Annotated in this window: 16 protein-coding genes and 2 pseudogenes; 7 read left to right on the top strand and 11 right to left on the bottom strand. The window is 71.7% G+C overall.

The window, feature by feature from the left end:
• A partial coding sequence (locus C3488_RS34910) for a chaplin (RefSeq protein ID WP_146067989.1) occupies window positions 1-247 on the bottom strand: 247 nt, incomplete at its 3' end.
• Between the two features lie 235 nt (window positions 248-482).
• Window positions 483-2,324, bottom strand: coding sequence for an asparagine synthase (glutamine-hydrolyzing) (gene asnB, locus C3488_RS34905; protein WP_103844898.1), 1,842 nt, complete (start codon window positions 2,322-2,324; stop codon window positions 483-485).
• Between the two features lie 393 nt (window positions 2,325-2,717).
• Between asnB and C3488_RS34900 the strand changes: the two genes are divergently transcribed.
• From C3488_RS34900 to C3488_RS34890, 3 genes are all read left to right on the top strand, one after another.
• Window positions 2,718-3,815 (top strand): chemotaxis protein, encoded by a 1,098-nt coding sequence (locus tag C3488_RS34900; RefSeq protein ID WP_103844897.1) that lies wholly within the window; start codon window positions 2,718-2,720, stop codon window positions 3,813-3,815.
• Between the two features lie 89 nt (window positions 3,816-3,904).
• Window positions 3,905-4,930 (top strand): Gfo/Idh/MocA family protein, encoded by a 1,026-nt coding sequence (locus C3488_RS34895; RefSeq protein ID WP_103844896.1) that lies wholly within the window; start codon window positions 3,905-3,907, stop codon window positions 4,928-4,930.
• A 279-nt stretch (window positions 4,931-5,209) separates the two neighbouring features.
• A complete protein-coding gene (locus C3488_RS34890) occupies window positions 5,210-6,595 on the top strand; it encodes a PP2C family protein-serine/threonine phosphatase (RefSeq protein WP_103844895.1) in 1,386 nt (461 codons plus the stop codon).
• Window positions 6,596-6,656: 61 nt separating this feature from the next.
• On the opposite strand, the gene C3488_RS34885 is transcribed toward C3488_RS34890, so the two are convergent.
• Window positions 6,657-8,156, bottom strand: a complete 1,500-nt coding sequence (locus tag C3488_RS34885; protein WP_103844894.1) for a hypothetical protein — start codon at window positions 8,154-8,156, stop codon at window positions 6,657-6,659.
• A gap of 234 nt (window positions 8,157-8,390) precedes the next feature.
• On the opposite strand from C3488_RS34885, the gene C3488_RS34880 reads away from it, so the two are divergent.
• Both C3488_RS34880 and C3488_RS34875 read left to right on the top strand, forming a co-directional pair.
• Window positions 8,391-9,530 (top strand): aminoglycoside phosphotransferase family protein, encoded by a 1,140-nt coding sequence (locus C3488_RS34880; protein WP_103844893.1) that lies wholly within the window; start codon window positions 8,391-8,393, stop codon window positions 9,528-9,530.
• A 287-nt stretch (window positions 9,531-9,817) separates the two neighbouring features.
• Window positions 9,818-11,794, top strand: coding sequence for an N-acetylmuramoyl-L-alanine amidase (locus C3488_RS34875; protein WP_103844892.1), 1,977 nt, complete (start codon window positions 9,818-9,820; stop codon window positions 11,792-11,794).
• Window positions 11,795-11,852: 58 nt separating this feature from the next.
• On the opposite strand, the gene C3488_RS34870 is transcribed toward C3488_RS34875, so the two are convergent.
• From C3488_RS34870 to C3488_RS34840, 7 genes and pseudogenes are all read right to left on the bottom strand, one after another.
• On the bottom strand, window positions 11,853-12,350 hold the full coding sequence (locus tag C3488_RS34870) for a hypothetical protein (protein ID WP_103844891.1): 498 nt from the start codon (window positions 12,348-12,350) through the stop codon (window positions 11,853-11,855).
• Between the two features lie 105 nt (window positions 12,351-12,455).
• Complete coding sequence (locus C3488_RS34865; protein WP_103844899.1) at window positions 12,456-12,860, bottom strand: nuclear transport factor 2 family protein; 405 nt, start codon at window positions 12,858-12,860, stop codon at window positions 12,456-12,458.
• Window positions 12,861-12,919: 59 nt separating this feature from the next.
• Window positions 12,920-13,828, bottom strand: coding sequence for a universal stress protein (locus tag C3488_RS34860; RefSeq protein ID WP_103844890.1), 909 nt, complete (start codon window positions 13,826-13,828; stop codon window positions 12,920-12,922).
• Between the two features lie 121 nt (window positions 13,829-13,949).
• On the bottom strand, window positions 13,950-14,192 hold the full coding sequence (locus tag C3488_RS34855) for a DUF397 domain-containing protein (RefSeq protein WP_103844889.1): 243 nt from the start codon (window positions 14,190-14,192) through the stop codon (window positions 13,950-13,952).
• A gap of 83 nt (window positions 14,193-14,275) precedes the next feature.
• A pseudogene (locus C3488_RS34850) lies at window positions 14,276-15,441 on the bottom strand (thiolase domain-containing protein).
• Entirely contained in the window at window positions 15,438-16,487 is a 1,050-nt protein-coding gene (locus C3488_RS34845; protein ID WP_103844888.1) for a thiolase domain-containing protein, read from the bottom strand. The pseudogene C3488_RS34850 and the gene C3488_RS34845 overlap by 4 nt, the downstream one beginning before the upstream one ends.
• Entirely contained in the window at window positions 16,484-17,347 is an 864-nt protein-coding gene (locus C3488_RS34840) for a Zn-ribbon domain-containing OB-fold protein (RefSeq protein WP_103844887.1), read from the bottom strand. The genes C3488_RS34845 and C3488_RS34840 overlap by 4 nt, the downstream gene beginning before the upstream one ends.
• On the opposite strand from C3488_RS34840, the pseudogene C3488_RS34835 reads away from it, so the two are divergent.
• Window positions 17,347-18,078, top strand: a pseudogene (locus C3488_RS34835) (acyl-CoA synthetase); the annotation flags it as partial. The gene C3488_RS34840 and the pseudogene C3488_RS34835 sit on opposite strands and share 1 nt — an antisense overlap.
• A gap of 145 nt (window positions 18,079-18,223) precedes the next feature.
• Here the strand turns inward: C3488_RS34835 and C3488_RS34830 are convergent.
• Window positions 18,224-19,252 carry a GAF domain-containing protein gene (locus C3488_RS34830; RefSeq protein WP_103844886.1) on the bottom strand — a complete coding sequence of 343 codons (1,029 nt, stop codon included), beginning with the start codon at window positions 19,250-19,252 and terminating at the stop codon, window positions 18,224-18,226.
• Window positions 19,253-20,073: 821 nt separating this feature from the next.
• Between C3488_RS34830 and C3488_RS34825 the strand changes: the two genes are divergently transcribed.
• Window positions 20,074-20,866: polyketide synthase (locus C3488_RS34825; protein WP_146067988.1), on the top strand; the 793-nt coding region annotated here is incomplete at its 3' end.

Raw genomic sequence — 20,866 nt, 5'->3', positions numbered from 1 at the left:
GGCCCGCGCCCCGGTTCTCGCAGGCGTTTCCCGCCGCCGGGTTCAGCAGCCCCACGACGTCCACGGTGTTGCCGCACACATTGACCGGCACGTGCACCGGGACCTGGAGGGTGCTGCCGGAGATCAGCCCGGGCGAACCCGCCGCGGTGCCGTCCGCCGCGGAGTCCGCGTGCGCCGGCAGCGCCACGGCCATCGCCCCCGAGGCGGCGGCCACGGCGATCAAACCATTCCGGGTAACCCGATTCATAGGTTCCCTGCCTTCCAGACATGGTCGCGAGCACTCGCCCGCACCCCGTAAAACGCAGACGAACCATCCGAGTTATGGCTTATCTGCCTTTCACCCCATCGAGTGGCACGGTTGTCGAACCGGCGGGAAGGGGTTGCCGCCGGCTCCGCAACCCGGTCACCGGCGCACCGCGCTCACGGGGATCTGCCGCCGAACGACAGCTCCTGCGGCCGGGAGCGGCCCGGCAGAGCCGCGTTCAGGTGAGGGAGAGGTCGGGGGTGTACAGGTCCAGCCAGAGGGCCAGGTCCAGGGCCCGTTCCAGGCCGTGGCGGGAGGCCTGGGTGATCTGCGGGGTGTCGCGGTGGGCGGCCCGGCGCAGCCGTTCGCGGTCGACCAGGTCGAATACCGGGTGGGAGGGGCGGGCGAGGAGGTCCTTCGCGTGTTCCTGGAGGGCGAGGGCGTACTTCGGGTCCTGGGTGGACGGGTAGGGACTCTTGACCCTGTCGTACACGGACTTCGGGATCAGGTCCGCGGCCGCCTCCCGCAGCAGGCTCTTCTCGCGTCCGTCGAAGGACTTCAGCGCCCACGGCGTGTTGTACACGTACTCGACGAGCCGGTGGTCGCAGAACGGCACCCGCACCTCCAGGCCGACCGCCATGCTCGTACGGTCCTTGCGGTCGAGCAGGACCCGTACGAAGCGGGTCAGGTGCAGATGGCAGATCTGCCGCATCCGGTACTCGAAGTCGCTCTCCCCCTCCAGGCGCGCGATGTCCGCGACGGCCGTGCGGTAGCCGTCGGCGATGTACGCCTGGAGGTCCAGCGCCTCTGTGAGGTCGGGGCGCAGGACGTCGGCGTCCTCGCCCCAGCCCCGGCCGTGGCGGACCAGCCAGGGAAAGGTGTCGGCGCGGCGTGCCTCCTCGTCGAAGAACTGCTGGTAGCCGCCGAACACCTCGTCGGCGGACTCCCCGGACAGCGCGACGGTGGACTGCTCGCGGATCGCCTGGAACAGCAGGTAGAGCGAGGCGTCCATGTCACCGAGACCCGTCGGCAGGTCGCGGGCGCGGATGACCTTGGCGCGTACGTCCATGTCGGCGAGGGCCCGGGCGTCGAGCACGATGTCCTGGTGGTCGGTGGCGCAGGCGCGGGCCACGTCGTGCACGAACGGCGCGTCGGGGGTGGCGCGCAGTTCGTCGGCGACGAAGTGGTCGGCCTGTCCGACGAAGTCCACGGCGAAACTGCGCACCTTCTCGCCGTGCAGGGCCAGTTGCCGCGCGGCCAGCGCGGTCATCGCGGAGGAGTCGAGGCCGCCCGACAGCAGGGTGCAGCGCGGTACGTCGGCGACGAGCTGGCGGCGCACGATGTCCTCGAGCAGCGACCGGACGGTGGCGATGGTGGTGCCACGGTCGTCGGTGTGCGGCCGGGTCTCCAACTGCCAGTAGACACGCCGGTGTACGCCCTGCCGGTCGACGGTGACGACCGTGCCGGGCTCCACCTCGCGCATGCCGTCCCAGACGGCGTGCCCGGGCGTCTTGACCAGTGCGAGCAGCTCCCGCAGCCCGTCGAGGCGGACGCGGGCGGGGACCAGCGGGTTGGCGAGGATCGCCTTGGGTTCGGAGCCGAAGAGGACGCCGTCTGGCGTCGGGCGGTAGTAGAAGGGCTTGATCCCCATGCGGTCGCGGATCATCACGAGTGTGTCGCGGCGGCCGTCCCAGAGGGCGAAGGCGTACATGCCGTTGAGACGCTCGGCGAGCGCGTCGCCCCACTCGAGGTAGGCGCGCAGAACGACCTCGGTGTCCGAGTCGGTGGTGAAGCGGTGGCCCAGGGCGCTCAGTTCACGGCGCAGCTCGGTGAAGTCGTAGGTCTCCCCCGAGTACACGAGCGCGACGGTGCCCTCCGGCGTCTCGGCGGTCATCGGCTGGCGTCCGCCGGGCAGGTCGATGATCGCGAGCCTGCGGTGGCCGAGGGCGGCGGCACCGCCGATCCAGGTGCCGCTGTCGTCGGGGCCCCGGCAGGCCATGGTCCGCGTCATCGCATCCAATGTCGCGGTCTCCGTCCGCAGATCACGGTCGTAGGAAACCCACCCGGTGATGCCGCACATGTGTTGCCTCCCGCGTCCGAGCGCCGGGGACACCGCGTTCACCTGCGGTTTCGCAGGAATCCAGCTTCGCCCCGACAAACCAGTTGCATCAAGCAGCTATATGTCGAGCGTGTGTCATGCCGCGGCAGGCGGTCAACGCGTCCGCGACCCGACCGGGCTTGCCCACCCCACTGTTTCGGCCGGGTTTTACGTCTCGTGTACGCGCCGATGGGCCTCATCGAGGGACACGGCCATCAGGTCTCGGCCACGGGCAAAGAGTTCCCCAACGTCCCGGTTCGTCCAGGGGGCCGACGGCTCAGGGTGCGGCACCGCCGCCCAGCGGGTGTCACAGTCTTCACTTTGCACTCAACTGTCCCGAATGCCCGACAAGCGAATCAGTCCTAAGGTGCTCATATGGAGCATGCCCTCAGTCCCACGACTCTCGCGGAACTGCGCCGGCCACGGCCGTACCCCGCGGTGTCGGTGCTGACGCCGACGCACCGCCGCGCGACCGAGCACGCGGAGGACCGGGTACGGCTGCGCAACGCGCTGGCCGACGCCAAGAAGCAACTCGAGGCCGACCCGGCGGTCCCCCGGGAACGCCGTATCGAGGTCGCCGACCAGCTCGACCGGGCACTCGCCGAGGTCGACCTCGCGCATGCCGAGGACGGCCTGGTGATCTTCGCCGCGCCGGGCGAGCACCAGGTGTGGTCGCTGGCCCGCACGGTGCCCGAGCGCGTGGTGCTCTCGGACACCTTCCTGACCCGCAACCTGGTGGCCGCGCAGGTCGCCGAGCGGCCGTTCTGGGTGCTCACGGTCTCGGCCGACCGGGTGACGCTGTGGAACGGCGGTGCCGGCCACGTCGCGGAGGAGCGCGTCGGCGGCTTCCCGCTGACCCGGAGCCGGGAGAACTTCGACGCCGAACGCCAGATGCAGATCGGCGACATGCCGAGCACGTCCCGCGACGAGGCGACCCGCCGCTTCCTGCGGGAGGCCGACACCGCCATGAGCAAGATCCTGCGCAGGTACCCGCGCCCGCTCTACGTCGCCGGCGAGCAGGCCGCGCTGTCCGTTCTGGACGAGCTCGGCACCGTCACCAAGGACGCGGTCCACGTCCGCCACGGCGGTCTCGCCCACGGCACCCCCGACGCCGTGTGGCAGGCCGTCCGGCCGGTGATCGCCGCCGAGGAGCACAGGACCGTCGAGACGGTCAGCCGTGAGCTGGAGTCGGCCCGCGGCCGCAAGGCGTTCGCCGCCGGCGTCGACGAGGTCTGGCAGAACGCCTCCGACGGACGCATCCGCCTCCTCGCGGTGGAGGAGAACTACCGCGTCACGGTCCGCGCCGACGGCGGCGACCACCTGGTGCCCGCCGAGAGCGGCGACCTGGACGCCCGCGAGGACATCGTGGACGAGATCGTGGAGCGCTGCCTGGACACCGGCGCCGACGTCCGCTTCGTCCCTGACGGTGCCCTGGGCGACGCACAGGGGATCGCCGGGGTGCTCCGCTACTGAGCCGCTCACCTGCCGGGGCTTGTGCCGAGGTCGTCTCTCCGCGGTCTACCCTGCCGGGGACGGTCTGCGGACGGGGAGGGCGGGGGCCCATGGGCGAGTTGCTGGGCGTGGCGGTACTGGGTGCGGGGCACATGGGCGCCGATCACATACGCCGGCTGGACCGCGTGGTGAGCGGAGCGAGGGTGGTGGCCGTGGCGGATCCCGAGAAGGACCGCGCCGAAGAGGCCACGGCCGGTGTCGAGGGCGTCCGGGTGCACGTCGAACCGGAGGCCGCGCTGGACGCGCCCGGTGTAGGGGCCGTGCTGATCGCCTCGCCGGGCCCTGCCCATGAGGAGGCGCTGCTCGCGGCCTTCGCGCGCGGACTGCCGGTACTGTGCGAAAAGCCGCTGGTGCCGGACGCCGCCGGGGCGCTGCGCGTGGTGGAGGCGGAGTCCCGGCTCGGTCGGCGCCTCACACAGGTGGGGTTCATGCGCAGGTACGACGCCGAGTACCTGCGGCTGAAGTCGCTGCTGGACAGCGGTCGGCTGGGGCGGGCGCTCATGCTGCACTGCACGCACCGCAACGTCTCCTCGCCTCCCGGTTTCACCACCGCCATGCTGATCAACAGCTCCGTCTCGCACGAGATCGACGCGGCCCGCTGGCTGCTGGGCCAGGAGCCGACCGCGGTGACCGTGCTGCGCCCCGGGTCGTCCTCGAACGCTCCGGACGGCTTGCTCGACCCGCAATTCGTGCTGTTCGAGACGTCGGGGGGCGCCCTCGTCGATGTGGAGATCTTCGTCAACACCGGCTTCGGCTACCAGGTGCGCTGCGAGGCCGTCTGCGAGGGCGGCAGCGCCCGCATCGGCGAGGGGCACTCCATGGTCGTCACGACCGCGGACGGCGCGCGTGAGGAGGTCGCGCAGGACTATCTCGTCCGGTTCGCCGATGCCTACGACCGGGAGGTGCAGGCCTGGGTCGACGCCACCCGGCAGGGGTGGGTCGTCGGGCCCTCCGCGTGGGACGGCTATGCGGCTTCCGTGGTCGCCGAGGCGGGGGTGCGGGCGCAGGAGAGCGGCGAACGGGAGTCGGTCACCCTGGCACCGCGCCCCGAGCTGTACGGGGACGATGACCGCTGACAGCCTCGGCGGACCCGTACACCCATTCACCACCCGTACATGTGCACGACCTGACGTCTGTATCCCAATCGTCAAGTGGCGTACTCTCCCTACGACTTGCGCGGCCGATGCAGCCCGTCACCGGCTCCGACCACCCCTTCCGCAGGGCCTTTGGCATATGCCAGAAGCACCACCGTATCGGGTGTTGCCAAATCCCTTACGCCCCGTCGTCGGCTGTGCCACAGTCGTAACGGTCCTTCCGCCGGACCTGGTCGAACCGTCCCCGCATCGGAGCGCGTCATGCCACCCCATCTCTCCGCGGACCGCCCCGCCCCCCCACCGCCCGGCCACGACTCGGTCGACGCGCTCATCTCGCAGACCCGGCGGCTGCGCGGCGAGGTGGACGCCGTACGGCGAGAGGCGCCCGAGGACGGTACGGACCCCGAGGGCCGGTGGCAGCGGGCGCTGTGCGACCTCGCACTTCATCAACTCAACGACCTCGACGCCCACTTGGCGCAGCTCCGCGACGGCCCGTCACCGGCGCCCGCCGGACCTCCCGCCGGGTCCCTGCTCAGCCGGGTCGGCAGCGCGGAGTGGAACCTGCTGACCGACGAGGCGAGTTGGTCGGGCGAGCTGTACCAGATCCTCGGCCGCGAACCCTCGTCCCCCGCGCTCACCCTCGACGAACTGCCCTCGCTGGTGCACGACGAGGACCGGTCGCTGCTGACGGCGATGGTGACGGACTGCCTGGTCGACGGCAAACCCATCGACGGCGAGTTCCGGATCCGTCGCCCCGGCGGCGAGGTCCGCACGGTGCACATGATGGGCGAGCCCGTGCTCGACGCCGACGGCAGCACGGCCTCGATGTGGGCCGTGCTGCGGGACGTGAGCGAACTGCGCCGCAGCCAACGGACGGTGCGCGAGACCGGCGACGCGATGCAGCGCCACCGGGCCCGGACCGAGCACCGGCTCGCGGCCGAGCTCCAGGAGGCCGTGCTGCCGCCGCGGCGCGGCTCGCTGCGTCTCCCGCGACAGGACGCCGGCGCCCTGGACCTGGCTGCCCGCCATCTTCCCGCCTCCGCGAACGCGCCGATCGGCGGGCACTGGTACGACGCGTTCGACCTGCCCGACGGGGACACGCTGCTCGGCGCCGGCGAGCTCACAGGACACGGCATGACCGTGGCCTCCGGCATGGCGACCCTGATCGGTGCCCTCCGGGGCATGGCCATGGCCGGCACCGCGCCCGGCCGGCTCCTGGGCTGGCTCAGCCAGCTCCTGGACGCCTCCGACCAGCCGGCCCTGGGCAGCGCGGTGTGCTGCCGCTACCGGGCCGCCACCCGCACCCTGAGCTGGGCACAGGCGGGGCACCCCGCCCCTTTGCTGTTCCGCGACGGGACGGGGCGCGTGCTGGCCGGACCGGAGGGCGTCCTGCTCGGGACGAGGTCCCAAGCGGCCTATGGGCAGGCCGAGGAGACGCTCCGGGAAGGCGACCTGCTGCTCCTGCACACCGACGGGCTGGTCCCGCGGCACACCGGCACGGAGGCGGTGCAGAGGCTGCTCGCCCTGGCTCCGCGCCTCCGCGCAGACCGCACGGCCCAGGACTGCGTACGGGCTGTCGTGGAGGAGTTCGGCGAGAGCGGGCGCGAGGACGACGCGTGCGTGCTCGTCGCCAGGGTGGTCTCCTGACGGTCAGGGAGAGGGAGCAGGACGGCTCCGCCCTGTTGTCCGCACCGGACCCACAGGTCCTTTACGTCTGCGCCCGGTTGCCACCCCTCGGCTTCGACAGACCCTTGGGGAGCGCCTGTTCGATCTCCTCACGCAGGTCCTGGATCTTCGGGTAGCTCGAGTACTGCGCGGTGAGCCGGTACATCTCACGCAGCCGGTCCCAGGTGCGCTGGGAGGAGTTCGCCCCCATGGACGTCAGGGCCAGGCGGGCGTAGCGGTCGGCCTGTTCGGGATCGTCGGCGATGAAGCAGGCGGACGCCATGGAGATGTGGTCGAAGATCTTCGACCGGTCCCGGCCGGCTCCGCGCAGCTCCAGCGCCTCCTTGGCGTGGCGCTGCGCGATGAGGGCCGCGCCGGGCTCGTGTTCGGCGAGGGTGCGGTAGGCCAGGGCCTGCATGCCGTGCAGGTCCGCCTCGTCGAACATCTGCATCCAGCTCGGCGGGGGCACGTCCCCCTTGTCGGAGACGAACAGGTCCTCCGCCTCGCCGAGGGTGCGCCGCATGGCCTGTCCCTTGCCCATCGACGCCTGCGCCCAGGCCTCGATGGTGCAGAGCATGGCCTTGGTGCGTGGCAGCACCTCCTCGCCGGAGCCCGATCTGGCGAGCTGCATCAGGTCCAGAGCGTCGTCGGGACGGCCGAGGTGCACCATCTGCCGGGCGGCGCGGGAGAGCGCCTCCCCGGCGCGGGGCCGGTCGCCGCCCTCGCGTGCCGCGTGCGCGGCGATGACGAAGTACTTCTGTGCCGTGGGCTCCAGGCCGATGTCGTGCGACATCCAGCCCGCGAGAACGGCGAGGTTGGCGGCGACGCCCCACAGGCGGCGCTGCAGATGGTCGGGGTGGCGGTAGGCGAGCATGCCTCCCACCTCGTTGAGCTGCCCCACGACCGCCTTGCGCTGCAGGCCGCCGCCGCGGGCCGCGTCCCAGGCCCGGAACACCTCCACCGAGCGTTCCAGCTCCTCCACCTCCTGCGACCCGATGGGGGCGGCCTCGTAGCGGTCGAACCCGGCGGGGTCGGCGTGCAGGGGGTCGTCGTAGCGGGGGGCGTCGGCCGCCAGGGCCGGATCGGTGCGCAGCCAGTCGTGCATGGCGCTGCTGAGTGCGGATCCTGCGGCGAGCGCGGCACCCGCGCCCACCAAGCCGCGTCGGTTGAGCATGAGGTCCATTCCCGTGAATTCGGTGAGGACCGCAGCCGTCCGCTCGGGCGCCCATGGCACTCCGTCGGGGTGCTTCGCACTCCCTTCGTCACGCCGTCTCCCCGCGCGCCCGTGCCGGACCAGACCGAGGTCCTCGATGGTCACGACACGGCCGAGTCGCTCGGTGAACAGCGCCGCCAGCACCCGCGGCACGGGATCGCGCGGGATCTCTCCCATGTCGATCCAACGCCGCACCCGGGAGGTGTCGGTCGCCAGCTGGGGGTGGCCCATGGCCGCCGCCTTCCGGTTGACCATCCTCGCGAGTTCCCCCTTGGACCAGCCGGTCAGGCCGAACAGGTCCGCGAGGCGGGTGTTGGGTTGTCCGCTCACATCAAGCCCCCAGGTTCTCGGCTGAGTTGACAGTAGCCCGCTGTCAGTTGCAGCGGGACTATTCGCCAGGGTTCGCCAGGGTGCGCCAGATGGTGTGCCACGGCTCATCGGGTGTCAGGTAGGAACGCGCCACCCCGACCCGGTCGCCGCAGGGGCATTCCCCAGGGTGCGCCGGCGGCGGCCGGGCCGGGCGGGCGCGGAATTCGCAGGCACACGAAGGGATCTGTCTCACCCATGTACGCAGCATCGTCCTCCGTGTCCGCCCCGCCCCGGCCGCTGCGTCCCCGCCCGGGCGCCGGCGGCCCCTATCTCGAGCCCGCGCGACCGGCGGCCCCCGTGCTCGGTGCCGGCAGGACGCGGCGCGTCCCGGGCGCCGGCCCCCAGCCGCTCAGCGGGAGAATCGACTTGTCCGGCCCCCAGGGCGCGCAACTGCGCACGGCGATCGCCTCTGTGCACCGCATCTGCCCGGAGTTCACCCCGGTGCAGGTACTGCGCCGGAGCGGGCGCTCCGTGCTCCTCGTCGGCACGACGGGACGCAGTACCGCCGTGGCCAAGTGTTTACTGGACCACTCCCCCATCTGGTCCGAGCGCTTCAGGCACGAGATAGCGGCGTACCGGTCGTTCGTCCGGCACCGCCCTCCGGTGCGGGCGCCTCGGCTGATCGCGGCGGACCCCGACAACTGCACCCTGGTCATCGAACGGATGCCCGGCCGGGTGGCCGCGCTGCAGCGGCATCCGGTGGAGGCGCCGCCGCGCGCGGACATCCGTGCGGCACTGGGCGCGATCTGCCGGCTGAACGCGTGGCGTCCCCCGGCGGGCACGTTCGGCGCCCCGCTGGACTACGCGGAGCGGATCTCGCGCTTCCACGATCTGGGGCTGCTCACGGACCGGGACATGGGCGATCTGCAGAAGTTGCTGCACGGCATCGCCCACGCGGCGGGCCGGCAGGGCATGGGCCAGTTCTGCCACGGCGACGCCCTGCTGTCGAACGTCCTGCTCTCGCCGGCGGGCCCGGTGCTGCTGGACTGGGAGCACGCGGGCTGGTACCTGCCCGGGTACGACCTGGCGACGCTGTGGGCCGTCCTCGGCGACGCTCCCGTGGCGCGGCGTCAGATCAGCCAGATCGCGCAGTCGGCGGGGCCGGCGTCACGAGACGCGTTCCTGGTGAACCTGATGCTCGTCCTGACCCGTGAGATCCGCACGTATGAGACGGCCGTGCAGCGTTCGATGCACGACACGGCCCCGGCGGCACCGGGAGTGGCCCACCCGGGCGCTGCGCCGTCCGGCGAGGAGCAGCGGCTGCTGCTGCGGCGGCTGCACGACGACTGCCAGATGGCCCGGCGGGCCGTACGAGCGGCGGTCGGCACTCGCTGACGGGGACGTAGGTCCGCGGAGCGCTCACGAAAACGGCGCACCGCGGACCTTCGTCGTCTCCGGCCGGCCGGGGACCCGTCGGCGGTCGCCCGTTCGGCTCATCGGTCCACACCAGTGACGCCCCGCAGGCCCTGTCACCGCCGTCGCGAAACTCCCGGCAACCGCTGCTGACATGGGAATTCGTGGGCTCGCAGGCATGATTGACGGATCGTCGGTCACCGAGTACCACTGACGGACGTTCGGCCCCCCGCACGCCCCAGAGCGCCCGACCGTCCCAGGAGGCTGCCTTGCGAGGATCCACCACCGACGGCCATGCCCCCGCCGGGCACAGACGCACCTCCAGGACCGCGGGCGCCGTCGTCTCGGCGGCGCTGCTGCTGCCGCTGCTGGGCACCTCCCCGGCCCCCGGGCAGGACACCCCTGACCGCTTGCAGAGCGCGTTCGCCGCCGCGTCCGCCCAGTACCACGTACCGCGGAGCGTGCTGCTCGGCGTCTCCTATCTCCAGTCCCGCTGGGACACGCACGGTGGCGCGCCGAGCGTCGCGGGCGGTTACGGCCCGATGCATCTGACGGACGCCCGCACCGCGATCGCCACCGAGACGCCGCGGCACAGCGAGGGCGCGGACGACGCGCGTGGCGACCAGGCCCGTCCGGCGCCGGCGCCCACCACGCAGGTGCCGGCCGACGCACAACTGCCGGCCCGGCTGCGGACGCTGACCCGGGCCGCCGTGCTGACCGGCCTGTCGGCCGAGCGGCTGCGCACGGACCCGGCGGCGAACATCGCGGGCGGGGCCGCCCTGCTCGCCGCCGCGCAGAAACACCTCGGCGAGCCGCTGAGCGCCGATCCTGCCGACTGGTACGGGGCGGTGGCGGAGTTCTCCGGCGCGGACGACACCGCCACGGCGGCCGCGTACGCGAACGACGTCTTCGCGGTGATTCGCGAGGGCGAGCAGCGCACCACGGACACCGGGGAGAGCGTACGGCTCGCCGCGGACCCGGGCCTCGCTCCCCACACCGCTCAGCTGGGGCGCGCCGGGCTCCGCGCGGCGGACGCGGACGGGACCGACTGCCCGAGGAGCGTGTCCTGCGAGTGGATCGCGGCGTCCTACGCGCAGTTCGGCGACAACGACTACGGCAACCACGACCTGGCGGACCGGCCGGTCTCGCAACGCATCAGGTACATCGTCATCCATGACACGGAAGGCCGGTGGGACGGCGTCCTCAAGCTGGTCCAGGACCCGACGTATGTGTCGTGGAACTACACCGTGCGCTCCACGGACGGACTGATCGCCCAGCACGTGAAGGCGAAGGACGTGGCCTGGCACGCGGGCAACTGGTACGTCAACGCCGCGTCGGTCGGCATCGAGCACGAGGGATTCCTCGCCTCGCCGGACGCCTGGTACACGGAGGCGATGTACCGCTCGTCGGCGCGGCTGGTGAGGTACCTCGCCGGGAAGTACGGCATCCCGCTCGACCGTCAGCACATCCTCGGTCACGACAACGTGCCGGGCCCGACCTCGTCGTACATCCCGCAGATGCACACGGACCCGGGCCCGTACTGGGACTGGCGGCACTACTTCGAGTTGCTGGGCAGGCCGTTCCACGCGACGGCCGGGCCGAAGGGCGGGCTGGTGACGATCCTGCCGGACTACGCGGCGAACCAGCCGCGGTACACGGGCTGCACCACCGCGGGCGAGCCCTGCGCGGCGCACGGCTCCAGCGAGGTCCGGCTGTACAGCGCGCCGGACGAGTCCGCGCCGCTGATCAAGGACATCGGCCTGTACCCCAAGGGCGGCGACTCGACGATCGACGTGAACGACGTCGGCTCGCGGACGTCCACGGGGCAGCGGTACGCGGTCGCGGACCGGGACGGGGACTGGACGGCGATCTGGTACCTGGGCCGGAAGGCGTGGTTCATGAACCCGAAGAAGCAGCCCACGGCGGTGAACGCGTCCGGGTTCGTGGTGACGCCCAGGGACGGTCTCACGGACATCCCGGTGTACGGCCGGGCCTACCCCGAGAAGGAGGCGTACCCCGAGGGGGTGCCCGTGCAGTCGGTCTCGCCGCTGCCGTACCGGCTCCCGGCGGGCCAGCGGTATGTGATCGGCGGCGTGGTGCCGGGTGAGTACTACTACTCGACCACCTTCACCACGGACTCGCACCGGGTGGTGGCCGGCAAGGACCTGTACTACGAGATCCAGTTCGGTCACCGGGTGGCGTTCGTCCGGGCGGCGGACGTGCGGGTGGTGCCGTCGGCCTCGTAGCACGAAAGGAAGGGCCGGGACCACGGGTGGTCCCGGCCCTGAAGTGCCTTCGGGGGTGTCAGCCCTGCTGGAACAGCTCCGCGGGCAGGGGCTTCAGCAGTGCGTACAGGTCGTCGGTGATGGGGCGGTCCCAGGCGGCGATGGTCACCAGGACGCCGTCGCTGCGGTCGAACTGGACGCAGGAGATCCGGCCCTCGGAGAGCTTGAGCCGGCGCACGATGAGGAGGTTGTCACCCTGCATCACCGGGATGTCCTCGCTGCCGACGACGGTGACCTCCTCGTCGTTCTCCAGTGCGAGCAGGAGCTGGGCCACCTCGAAGGGGACCTCGCCCTCGGCGACGTCGCGGGCCGGGGAGCCCTCCGGCAGATTACCGATGATCATCGCGGGGCCGCGACCGCCGAAGAGGTCGTAGCGCAGGAAGACGCCCTGGCAGCTGCCGTCGGGCGCGGGCAGCAGACCGGCACCGAGATTGCCCGGCCAGTCACCCGGGTCCATGGCCAGTACGTCGAAGTCGGGCCCGGCGGGGGTGGCACTGCGGCGGCGGAGGAAGGACATGCCGCCATGGTACGTGCCCGACCGCGAAACCGGGCCCGCCCCCTGGCGAGGCCGATCACGTTCGGCCGGGGCGTGAGCCGATCATGCGCACCGCGCCTGAGCTGGTCACGCTCCGTCGAGCGGGGCGCGCCGCGCGATCACCCGGCGCCTGCTGATCCGCCAACCGTCCCGGCCGCGTACGACGGTGTCGTCGTAGGTCACGCTTCCGCAGGTGCCGTCCGCGTGGACACCGAGCCCTTTGGACAGGGCGCGCACCTCGCCGGAGGTGATCTCGGTGAGCACGACGTTGGTGATGTGGTGCGCGACCGGATTCGCCGTGCCGAGTGCGAGGGTCGCCTCCCGGATGGCGGCGATGCCGGTCAGCGGCTCCCGGCCGAAGTCGGTGACGTCGTAGACGACGTCGTCGGTGAACAACTCGTCGAGCCGGTCCAGCGCACCGGCATCGAACAGGTGGCCGTGCAGGGAGAGCAGCTCGGTGACGGCCATCCGGTCGTCGGCATTCAGTGTCATGGCTTCCACCTCCGGCATGATCATGCCATCGGACCGGGTCGGTGGCGGTGTACACCCGGTCATCCCGTCGGCTCCACCGAGGGCGGGATCACCGCGACGGGGCACGCAGCGTGGAGCAGGACCGCCTGGGTCACCGAGCCGAGCATGCGGGCGGGGGCGAGGAGACGGCGGCGATGACGGCCGACCACGACCAGTTCGGCGCCTCTGGACGCCGCGACGAGGTGGCCCGCCGCGTCGCCGGGGGGCGTGGAAAGGTCGGTCGGCACGTGCGGGTGCTGTGCGTGCCGCGGGCCCAGGAGACTCGCGGCCAGGCTACGGATCTCGTCCTCGACGGCGTCCTCGTCGACGGCCGGAGGCATGAGTTCGCCGGGCGCCGGCCAGATCTCCAACGGCGGCCAGGGGTGGGTGGCGATCACGTGCAGCCGGGCGTCGCGGCGGGCCGCCTCCGCGAAAGCGAAGGCGAGCGTGGCCTCGGCGGGGCTGTCGACGTGCAGACCGACGACCACGCGCCGTCCGGGCGCGACGGGCGGCCCCTCGTGCACCTCGCGGCCCGGGCGCGGCACCACGACCACCGGGCAGGCGCTGTCGCGCGCGGCGGCCAGGCTCGTGGAGCCGAGCAACAGGGCGGCGAAGCCGCCGCGGCCCCGTGAGCCGAGCACCATCAGCTGGGCGTCGGCTCCGAGTTCGGGCAGGACCGCGGCCGGGAAGCCGTCCACCGCCAGGTAATCGGTGACCGGACGGTCGGTCCTGTCGTCCAGACGCGCCCTGACCTCCTCGAGCACCGGGTCCTCGGCCGGCGCCGGGGGTCCGGCGACCAGGGCGCCGGGCTGTGCCCAGGGCCCGTACTGCCGCACATGGACCACGCGCAGCGGCACCCCGCGCAGCTGTGCGGCGGTCAGTGCCCAGTCCAGGGCACGCAGGCTGTCGTCCGATCCGTCGACGGCCGCGATGACCGGCTCGGTGCTCATGGAATCCTCGCCTCCGGGACGCGGCTGTGTACGGAGCTCTCAGCACTCAGCCTGACGCAGAGGGCGGCCCCAGGGCGGGTTCACCGGCCGCGTGTCCGGAGATCCGGCAGCGGGCGAGGACTCAGGTGAGGTCGAACTCCCCCTCCCGCGCTCCCGACACGAACGCACCCCACTCCGCGGGGGTGAAGATCAGGGAAGGGCTCTCGGGGCGGCCGCTGTTGCGCATCGCGATGAAGCCCTCCACGAAGGCGATCTGGACATCCCCGAGCCCTCGGCTGCTGGACTGCCACTCGGCGTTGCTGAGGTCCAGCTCCGGCTTGTCCCAGCCCGCCGGCGGGCGCTGCTGGATGGTGCTCTCGGCCACGTCCGTGCTCCTCCCGGTTCGTCGTCCGCGGCCAGCCTAGCGATCGCATCGCACGGCCGACAGGGCACGTGAGGAGGATGCGTTCAAGAGCTCGGCGGCCGGTCGCCGACCAGCCACATGGAGAAGAACTGCGACCCGCCGCCATAGGCGTGCCCGAGCACCCGGCGGGCGCCGTCCACCTGGTGTTCCCCGGCCTGCCCGCGCACCTGGAGCGCCGCCTCCGCGAAGCGGATCATGCCGGAGGCGCCGATGGGGTTGGTCGACAGCACACCGCCCGACATGTTGACGGGGAGGTCTCCGTCGAGTTCGGTCACCCCGGCCTCGGTGAGCTTCCAGCCCTCGCCCTCGTCGGCGAAGCCGAGGTTCTCCAGCACATCGGTTCGTACCAGGAGAAGGGCACGTAGATCTCGGCCGCGTCGATGTTCCGGCGCGGGTCGGCGATCCCGGCCTGCCGGTAGACGTCGGCGGCGCAGTCCCTTCCGGCCCGGGGTGAGACGAAGTCCTTGCCCGCGAAGAGGGTCGGCTCGCTGCGCATGGCGCCGCCGAGCATCCAGGCGGGCGGCCGGGGCGAACGGGCCGCCCCCGCACGGTCGGTGAGCACCATCGCGCAGGCGCCGTCGGAGGAGGGGCAGGTCTCGGAGTAGCGGATCGGGTCCCAGAGCATGGGCGAGGACTGCACCTTCTCGAGCGTGATGTCGTGCTCGTGCAGATGCGCGTACGGGTTCTTGAGCGCGTTGCGCAGGTCCTTGTACGCGACCAGCGAGCCGATGGTGTCGGGGGCGCCGCTGCGCCGCATGTACGCCCGTACGTGCGGCGCGAAGAAGCCGCCCGCGCCGGCCAGCAGCGGCTGCTGGAAGGGGATCGGGAGCGACAGGCCCCACATGGCGTTGGACTCGGACTGCTTCTCGAAGGCCAGGGTCAGCACGGTGCGGTGGACACGGGCCGCGACCAGGTTCGCGGCGACGAGCGCGGTGGAGCCGCCGACCGAACCGGCCGTGTGCACCCGCAGCATGGGCTTGCCCACGGCGCCCAGGGCGTCGGCGAGGTAGAGCTCCGGCATCATGACGCCCTCGAAGAAGTCGGGCGCCTTCCCGATGACGACGGCCTCGATGTCCGCCCATGCCAACTCGGCGTCCCTGAGGGCACGTCCGGCGGCCTCCCTCACCAGCCCCGCGATCGACACGTCCCGGCGCGCCGCCACGTGCCTGGTCTGGCCGATCCCTGTGACGGCCACGGGTTCCTTGCTCATCGGGGACCCCCTTCGAGTACGGCGACCAGGTTCTGTTGCAGACACGGTCCGGAGGTGGCGTGGGCCAGGGCGCGGTCGGACTCGCCGCGGTGGATGCGGGCGGCGGCCTCGCCGACGCGGATGAGCCCGGCTGCCATGACCGGGTGGGCGGCGAGGGCGCCGCCGGAGGGGTTGACCGCGACGCTGTCGTCGAGGCGGAGCGCCTTGCGCAGGATCACCTCCTGGGAGCTGAACGGGGCGTGCAACTCGGCGGTGTCGACGGGCCGTTCGAAGGCACCGGCCTTCTCGGCGGCGAGCCGCGTGGACGGCGAGTCCGTCAGGTCGCGCACGCCGAGCCCGTGCGCCTCGATCCGGTGGTCGATGCCCCGGATCCAGGCGGGCCGTGCGCACAGCTCCCGGGCCCGCTCCCCCGCCGCGAGGATCACGGCGGCGGCTCCGTCACCGATCGGCGGGCAGTCCCCGGTGCGCAACGGTCGTACGAGGTAGTCACCCTGCGGTACCGAAGCCTTCAGCTGGGCCTGGGAGTTGGTGCTCGCCGCCGCGCGGTTGCGGGCGGCGACGGCGGCCAGCGCCGGCTCGTCGGTCTCCCCCGCGTCGATGAGCGCCTGAGCCTGGAGGGCGGCCAGGGCCACGGAGTCGGGCCACAAGGGGGCGACGTAGTAGGGGTCGAGCTGCCGGGTCAGCACGTCCCGTACGGAGCCGGGTGAGGACTTGCCGCAGGAGTAGACGAGCGCGGTGTCGGCGTCGCCGGTGAGCAGCTTCGTCCACGCCTCGTACAGCGCCCAGGCGCCGTCCATCTCGACGTGCGACTCGGAGACCGGCGGCCAGGCACCGACGCCGTCGAGGGCGAGGGTGAAGGAGAAGGCGCGGCCGGCGAGGTAGTCGCTGGAGCCGGAGCAGGTGAAGCCGATGTCGGCGGTCCTCAGCCCGGTCCGGTCCAGGACCTCGTGCAGCACCGGCATGAGCATCTCCACCTCGGAGAGCTCGTCGCTGGTGCGCCGGTGGTCGGTCTGGGCGAAGGCGGCGACGGCGATCTCGCGGGTCACAGCAGCTCCTTGTACGAGTCGTAGTCGGCGTCGGGTTCGCCGGTGGGCCGGCAGTGGTCGGGGTGGCGCGCCCCTTCGGTCCACACCGGCTCGACCCGCAGCCCCATGCGGACCTGGTCGTAGGGGATGCCCCCGATGCGGCCGTGCAGCGCCAGGTCGGCCCCGTCGAGGGCGATGTGCGCGTAGACGTACGGCACTTCGATGTCGAGGTTCTTCGCCTTGATGTTGACGATGCAGAAGGTGGTGACCGTGCCGCGGGGACCCACGTCGACCTGCTCGTGTGTGGCGACACCACAGGTGAAGCAGGCGCCGCGCGGCGGTACGTACACCTTGCGGCACGTCGGGCAGCGCTCGCCGACGGTGCGTCGCCCGGCGAGGGCGCCTATGTAGGCGCACTGGGCGCGGCCCGGCGAGTAGGTGTAGTCGAGGCGGGCCGGGGCGACGATGCCGGTGATCGCGTCCGCGAACTCGCCGTCGTGGCCCGCCGGCCGGGCCGGTTCGCCGTCGTACGGCTCGAAGCAGGCGATGTCCGTGATGGCGCCGGAGCGCTCCTCGGCCCAGCGGATGCGGACCCGCAGGCCGGTGCGGACGGCCTCGGGGCCGGGGGCGTCGAGGGCATGCAGCAGGGCGGTGTCGGCGCCGTCGAGCTTCACCAGCACCCAGGCGAAGGGAGTGGCAAGAGGCTGGCCGCGGGGGGTCTCGTGGTTCCAGGCCCAGGTGGTGACCGTGCCGGTGGGGGCGACCTCGACGAGGTCGCGGATCTCCTCGGCGGTGACGGGGTCGTACTCGACGGGCGGGACGAGGGTGCGGCCGTCACGGGGCCTCACCCCGAGGACGACGCGTTCGCGCAGGCCGGTGATGCTCGTCCCTGTTCAGCGTGTCGTCGTCCGGCGCGATCATGTCGGAGACCGTCCGCGCGCAGTTCCAGGCGCTCGTCCCGAACGCCGTGCTGCTGAACAACTTCGGTTCCTCGAAGTCCGGCTTCAACGGCACCGCGACCCCGGACTCCGGCCCCGGCCGCGGCTTCCGCATCCGGGTCAACTCCCGTACGCGGGTCGTGGAACCGGTCACCCACGAGCCGGTGCCGGCCGGCGAGGTGGGCCGCATCGCGCAGCGCGGGCACGTACCGCTCGGGTACTACAACGACCCGGGGAAAACGGCCGAGACCTTCTTCGAGAAGGACGGCGAGCGCTGGGTGCTGCTCGGCGACATGGCGACGGTCGACGAGGAGGGCGTCGTCACCGTCCTGGGGCGTGGCTCGCAGTGCATCAACACCGGCGGCGAGAAGGTGTACCCGGAGGAGGTCGAACAGGCGCTCAAGTCGCATCCGGACGTGTACGACGCACTGGTGGCCGGGGTCCCGGACGCCACTTGGGGCAACCATGTGGCGGCGGTGGTGCAGGCGCGCCGGGGCGCGGCGCATCCCTCCCTGGACGACATCCAGGCGCACTGCCGGACACGGCTCGCGGGCTACAAGATCCCGCGCCAGCTGGTCGTCACGGAGGCCATCCGGCGCTCGCCCAGCGGCAAGGCGGACTACCGCTGGGCCAGGGAGGTGGCGGTCGCGGCGGACGGCTCCGCGCGCCGGTGACGGGGCGCATGTCTCCACTCTGAGCGGGAACGGCTCGATCCCAGGCTGAACCGTCGCCACGGAGCACGCTGTCGCGAGGCCGCGGCCGTCAGGGCTCGGGCAGTTCAGGAACCCGAGCCCTGGGCCGATCCGCGCAGAGGGGTGGTCAGGTGCGGTAGCCGGCGCTCTCCCGGTGGTCCGGCATCGCGCCGAGCCGCTCGAAGCGCTCCTGGACGTTGGCCGCGAAGGCCTGCTGCTCGGAGCCCGGGTAGCTCTGCCCGGTGCTCTGCATGGCCACCGTCAGGACACCGCTGATCGGCGCCCCGGGCGACGTACGCACCGGGGTGCACAGGAACGTGAACTCCTGCGGCCGTGGATCGTCGTACGTGGTGAGGGAGACCTGGGACAGCGTGGTGGGCTGCCCGGTGCGGTAGGCGTCGTCCATCGCGTTGAAGACGCCTATGGCCTCCAGGCCGGGCAGCACCATCCGGCCGGGGCTGAACTGCGGGACCATGCCGAAGGCGGCACCCTGCTTGCCGTTGGCGTAGCGCAGCAGGTGGTTGGGGCCCTCGGTGAGCATGATGGGGAAGGGTGCGCCGTCGAAGACGGCGAACAGCTCCTGCTGCTGTGCCAGCAGGCTGTCCCGCAGTTTGAAGTCGGACAGCAGGGTCTGGCTGAGTTCCTGCATGCCCTCGCGCAGGCCGCGGTCCCAGGCGCGGGGCTTGAAGTCGGCGACGCACACGGTGCCCAGGATCATGCCCGTGTTGTCGCGCAGCGGGGTGCCGAGGTAGGAGCGCACGCCGAGGTCGTTGACGAGGGGGTTGCCCTTGAAGCGGGGGTAGTCGAAGACGTCGTCCAGGGCGAGTTGGGATCCCTGGGCCACCACATGGGGGCAGAAGCCGTAGTCGCCGGGAGCCTCCCGGGAGAGGTTGCTGAGGTCGAAGGCGATCCCACCGCCGTCGGGGTTCACCTTGTCGTCGGGCGACGCGGTGGGCACGTACATGCCGCGGAACATCTGCCGCTCGTCGTTGATGAAGTTGACCATGGCCAGAGGTGACTGGGTGAAACTGGCCGCCAGCCGCGCGACACGGTCGAACGTGGCCTCCGCCTCGACGGTGTTGAGGCCGAGAACCTGCAGTCGTAGCTTCCGTTGCTCACCCGCGAGCCGGGCGTGGTCAGGAGAGAGGGGATCCATGAGATCAGATGAAAGCAGAATCCCAGCTTCCGCGGATCGCCCCCTCCGATGATTTCCGTATCACTTGACTCACGCACAACGCCTCGCGGACCCGCGGGACTTGCTCGGAGCACGTCCGGAACCACCGCGTCTGTGTGAGGGCGTGGAGATGCCCAAACCGTGAGTCTGTCCAAATATTTCCAGGTTTCAACCTACGGCGATCACTTCCCGCCATTCCTTGAGCGCCCATCGAGCGGAAACGATCCGGCATACGACAATCGTGCGGCGGGCTGGTTTTCGACGTCGGCGCATTCTCTCCGAACTCCCACTCGAGGATCGAACTTTGGTTCGGATTTCCGTGGGCTGTGACGGACGGGACATGTCGCCGCTGGTGCGGCCCGTGTGTAATGGGTTCGTGCGACGCACCTGCGAGAGAGGGCACGGCAGCGTGGGGCAAGTACGGTTCGAGCTGCGGACCGCCCGTCACGAGAGCGAGCGACAGCGCCGTTTCGGCCAGGGCGCCATGCGCAGTTTCCCGCCAAGATCCATGCCGCTGCCGACGGCCCGCTGCCCTGCCCCGACGAGGGGGCGCCCATCTGCTCGAGAAGCTCTCCTGTCCGTCGGACGAGCCCGGTACGACGGCGTACCGGGCTCGTGAGCGGACCGTCCCTTCCGCCCGGAGACGGGGGCCTGGCGGTAGGGCGGCGTGTCGAACGCCACGTTGCGTCCACCGCGCCGCCCTCGGTAATGCCGTGATGCCGCGTCAACGGCCGGAAGGCCGTGCGGCAAGGTCAACTGCGCCATCTCCTACGGACAGTGGCGAACATCGAAGGAGTAACGTCATGAACAGGTCTGACGCGGACGCCCGGGCGGTGGCGGTGATCGGCGTGGCCTGCCGGCTCCCCGGCGCATCGGGAGCCGACGATCTCTGGGCCCTCCTGAGGGACGGTACGGACGCCACGAGTGAGACCCCTCCGGAACGTTATGACGTAGACGCCCTCCACTCCCCCGTCCCCGGACCGGGCCGTATAGCCAGCCGCCGCGCGGGCTATGTGGACGGCATCGACCACTTCGACGCCGAGTTCTTCGGGATGTCCGCGACCGAGGCGGTGGAGCTCGACCCGCAGCAGCGGCTGTTGCTGATGACGGCCTGGGAGGCGCTGGAGGACGCGGGGCAGCGACCCGACCTGCTGGCCGGCAGCCGGACCGGGGTGTTCGTGGGCAACGCCCGTGCGGACTACCTAGAGTCGGCCCTGCGCCAAGGGCCGTACGGCGCCACCGCCTCGCAGTTGAACAACTTCCGCTCACTGCTGCCCGCCCGGATCTCCCACACCTTCGACTTCCGCGGGCCCAGTGTCGTCGTGGACACGGCCTGCTCCTCCTCTCTGGTCGCCGTCCACCAGGCCGTGCAGAGCCTGCGCTCCCGGGAGACCCCTCTGGCCCTGGCCGCGGGTGTGAACATCAAACTCCGCCCGGACGAGGGTCTGGTGATGACCCAGGCCGGTGGCATGGCCGCCGACGGACGCAGCAAGTTCGGTGACGCGAGCGCCGACGGCCACGCGCCGAGCGACGCCGTGGCGGTCGTCGTCCTCAAGCGCCTGGCCGACGCCGTGGCCGACGGCGACCGCATCCGCG

It is taken from the genome of Streptomyces sp. Ru72, from assembly GCF_002920635.1.
Classification (GTDB): domain Bacteria; phylum Actinomycetota; class Actinomycetes; order Streptomycetales; family Streptomycetaceae; genus Streptomyces.
Note: the sequence above shows the minus strand (reverse complement) of the source record. Positions and strands in the feature narration are given on the sequence as shown.